5 protein-coding genes are annotated in these 3,664 nt (G+C 36.0%); all 5 read left to right on the plus strand.

The window, feature by feature from the left end; translation table 11 throughout:
• The first annotated feature begins 193 nt into the window (after positions 1-193).
• The 5 genes from HC733_RS21680 (at position 194) to HC733_RS21700 (ending at position 3,408) form a co-directional block, all read left to right on the plus strand.
• Positions 194-628, plus strand: coding sequence for a GNAT family N-acetyltransferase (locus HC733_RS21680; protein ID WP_190367058.1), 435 nt, complete (start codon positions 194-196; stop codon positions 626-628).
• 109 nt (positions 629-737) lie between these two features.
• The gene (locus tag HC733_RS21685) at positions 738-1,199 is read left to right on the plus strand and encodes a hypothetical protein (RefSeq protein WP_190367059.1); all 462 of its coding nucleotides are present in this window, start codon (positions 738-740) and stop codon (positions 1,197-1,199) included.
• 2 nt (positions 1,200-1,201) lie between these two features.
• Positions 1,202-2,185, plus strand: a complete 984-nt coding sequence (locus HC733_RS21690; RefSeq protein WP_190367060.1) for a hypothetical protein — start codon at positions 1,202-1,204, stop codon at positions 2,183-2,185.
• A 119-nt stretch (positions 2,186-2,304) separates the two neighbouring features.
• A complete protein-coding gene (locus tag HC733_RS21695) occupies positions 2,305-2,961 on the plus strand; it encodes a hypothetical protein (RefSeq protein WP_190367061.1) in 657 nt (218 codons plus the stop codon).
• Positions 2,962-3,087: 126 nt separating this feature from the next.
• A complete protein-coding gene (locus HC733_RS21700; protein ID WP_002053845.1) occupies positions 3,088-3,408 on the plus strand; it encodes a hypothetical protein in 321 nt (106 codons plus the stop codon).
• The last annotated feature ends 256 nt before the right edge of the window (positions 3,409-3,664 follow it).

Below are 3,664 nucleotides of genomic sequence, written 5' to 3' on the forward strand. Positions count from 1 at the left end.
CAGCTTAGATACGATAGACACGCCAATGAAATTGGCAAGATATCGTTTAGGCCATAAAAAGCAAATTCCCATAGCATAAAGAGCACCAACTCTGACACATCGAGCAGGTAGCGCCTCAGCCCAACAAGCGATTATGCAACACAAACTACGTGTCGCATAAATACTAAAACGTTAGGCAACTAGGAAATCAATTGTGAATCTCAGCACTCAAATCGCGAAAGAGCATGACAAAAAGTATTTCTTCGAGTTGTATTCCGATTCTATGAAAACTCATATTGAAACTCTTTGGGGGTGGGATCAAGATTGGCAAATTAGTGATTCTGAAGAACGATGGAATTTAAGCGTAAACTATATACTTTTTAACGCAGAAAAAAGAATTGGCTATTTCCAAGTTACAGAAGAGAAAGATGGAGCTTATATCATGATGTTTATAATCGATGAAAAATTCCGCTCTAAAGGTGTTGGCAGTCACGCCTTAACCATACTTAGAAAGTTACTCTTAAATAAGTCATTATCATTGCGCGTTTTTAAAACAAATAATAGAGCACTATCCTTTTATAAGGCCAATGGATTTTCAATAATTGAACAAGAAGACAAGTTTTATTTAATGCATCAAAGAGTTGCCTAACAAGCCACTCAAGCAGGACAAATAACAGTTGGTTTTGTTCGCTTCGCTCTCTATTACAACCAACTATCATTTGCCTCTTAGTGGGGCGTTAAATGGCAAGGAGATACCATTGAAGAAAGTAGTTACCTACCAGATCTTTATTCTATTACTTATTGGCTTTATATGGATTCAAGGCCCAATAGGAAATTACCCTATATGGCTAACTGATTATATTTTAGCGGTAAATTGTGTTCTTATAGCCACTATTGGTGGCGTACTTTACTGCCTTAGAGCCATATATCTAAACAAATGCGTTCGGAAATCATGGGATAAAGATTGGGAAACTTGGTATTACATTCGTCCGATTACAAGTGCACTCAGTGGAGTTGCAGCATATATTTTTTTAAAGGCCGGATTAGTTGTTTTAGAAGCTTCTCAAGAAACAAACTCTGGCGACTTTGGTTTTTTAGCATTTGCGTTTATTGCAGGGCTGAATGTGGATAAGTTTGTTGTAAAAATAGAAGAAATTGCTAAAGCAACTTTTGGGATAGAAAAATCAAGAACAGCTATAGATAGCGATAAAAAGGAATAGTTTTGTCTAAAATTCATTTATTAAATGTTAAAAGTGGTGATTGCACTATTTTTGAACATGCCAGCGGTTTAAGAACAATGATAGATATTTGTGCTGGAAATATTGATACGGAAATCGAGCTGGTTGAATCTAGAAGTAAATCTTTAGGAATCTCAAAACCTAAAGGTAATTATGGCATGTGTAAAAAGCCAACAAATCCAATTGAATACTTACAAAATAATATGAACGTTAATAGCGTCCATCGTTTTATTTTAACCCATCCTGATATGGATCACTTAGATGGATTTAACCAATTAGCAGATTGCGTTACGATTAATAACTTTTGGGATACTGGCGCAAAGAAAGATAAACCTGATTTTAATGGTAGCCCTTATAAAGAAGCTGATTGGGATAGGTATGTTAAGTTTAAAAATGGCAAGGAAGACGGTGTAACATCACTTTCAAATTTGGCGGGCGCTAGGTTCCCCAATGCGAATAAGAATGCAGATGGAACTACTGGTGGTGACGGACTTTATATTTTAGCCCCTGATAAAGCATTGGTAGATGAGGCAAATAGCAGCGGGGATTTTAATGATTGCTCCTATGTTATTCTTTATAGAAGTTCTGGTGGCAATATCATAGTCGCGGGAGACGCTCATGATAAAACATGGGAATACATACTAGAAAATTATGAAGAAGATATTAAAAACTGTAAATTCTTGCTCGCACCACATCATGGCAGAAAGTCAGGCCGTGACTATAGCTTTTTAAACACAATGGAGCCTAAATTAACTCTTTTTGGCTGCGCCCCATCAGAACATCTAGCATATTCTGCATGGACAAGTCGAAATTTGGATTATGTTACTCAAAATCAATGTGGGAACATGGTGCTTGAGACTAGGGATAATCAACTTGACGTTTATATCGAAAACGAAACTTTTGCAAAAGAGGTTTGTAAAGATAGTTTCGTTCACTCATCAGGCTATTATTATTTGTGCACTCTGTAAGGTGCCATTTAACAAGTTGCTTAAACGGACAAAAAACAGTTGGCTTTTGCTCGTTCCTCGCTAATTTTAGCCAACTATTTTATTGCCGCTTAGCAAAGCGTTATACACAAGGAAAGGTTATGAAGCATTATCAACTGTTAATTGTAGTCTCTATTGGTTTTGTTGCTGGGTATTTAGTAAGAGGTTTAAATGTACCAATTGAAGCACAAAATACAGAAAATAAGGGGTATGTTGCTACAATAATTGACAATGAATCCCCTGAATTAGTTAAATATAGTGAAACCAATACTTTAACTAACAAGATTGATGTTTCAAAGAGAGAGGTAAAAAACAATATTGTTGACTCTTTTTCATCAAAACCTGAACACTCGTTATTGGAAGTACCAGAATCTGTCATTACTAATACAGACGCATCAGTATTACCATATCCTTATTCAGAATTTGTATCGGATCAAACAGGATACTTTGCAGATAACTTTCACAAATTACAGTCTGAAGAAATAAATTTAGATTGGGCAAGTGAGCTAGAACAGAAAGTGTGGGATTACTTTTCGTCACATGAGTTAGCTTCTAGCGTAAATTTGAGCGCAGTAAAGTGCGCCTCTACTATGTGTGAATTTATGGGTACTGATACTTCATCTAAAGCATGGTCAATTATTTATCATGATATGGAAGATGAGGATTGGTATATATTTAATAACTCAGTCTTTACAACAAAGACTGAGTCTAATAATGAAATAGAGTATTTCTATGTGCTATCTGCGGAACCGAGTTAATTGTGTATAACAAGTTGCTCAAACGGACAAAAAACAGTTGGCTTTTGCTCGTTCCTCGCTAATTTTAGCCAACTATTTTATTGCCGCTTAGCAAAGCGTTATGCTAATTTTGAGTAAGGAACCAATGTGAATAAATATGCTGAAAAGTTACTAACTGGTGATATTGAATTAGCACTTAAATTAAGCAAGTTTACGAAGCTGTTTAAGATCTTTATGGCCTTAACTCTAGTCTTGTCATATTTTTTCTTTAAAGCTTGGCTTCTTGAGATTATGTTGATTTCCATTGTTGTTACACTAATAGCACCGCTTGGATTTTTTGACGTCTTTATTCAAAAGCTTGTTGAGTACAATACCCAAGTAATCGAGAGTCGCCAGCAATTAAACGCAACTGAAACCAATGAACATATCGCTAAGTTATATGAAAAAATTGATGAAACTCATCAGTAAGGTCATTGCAAGACAATTAGCATAACAAACGCTTCAAGAGGGACAGCCAACGTGTGGCATTTTTACTATGCGTTGTTTTTTGTGGTTACGGTGTTATGCGGGAAGTTGGTAGTAGCGTTGGCTGCCCCTTAAGCGGGCGTTGGTATGACTCCCCACGTCAAGTTAAACCATAAAAATCTTTGCTTTTTTTCGAGCCATAATTTTCTCTTTTTAAGTTGAGTGAGTTAACGCATAGATGAAGCAAGTAATTTCGTCG

The sequence above is a fragment of the Pseudoalteromonas sp. S16_S37 genome, from assembly GCF_014694405.1.
In the GTDB taxonomy this organism is placed as follows: Bacteria; Pseudomonadota; Gammaproteobacteria; order Enterobacterales; family Alteromonadaceae; genus Pseudoalteromonas.

Excerpts from the sequence above, each read along its gene's own strand:
- HC733_RS21695 (WP_190367061.1), top strand. The coding sequence starts at position 2,305 with ATGAAGCATTATCAACTGTTAATTGTAGTCTCTATTGGTTTTGTTGCT.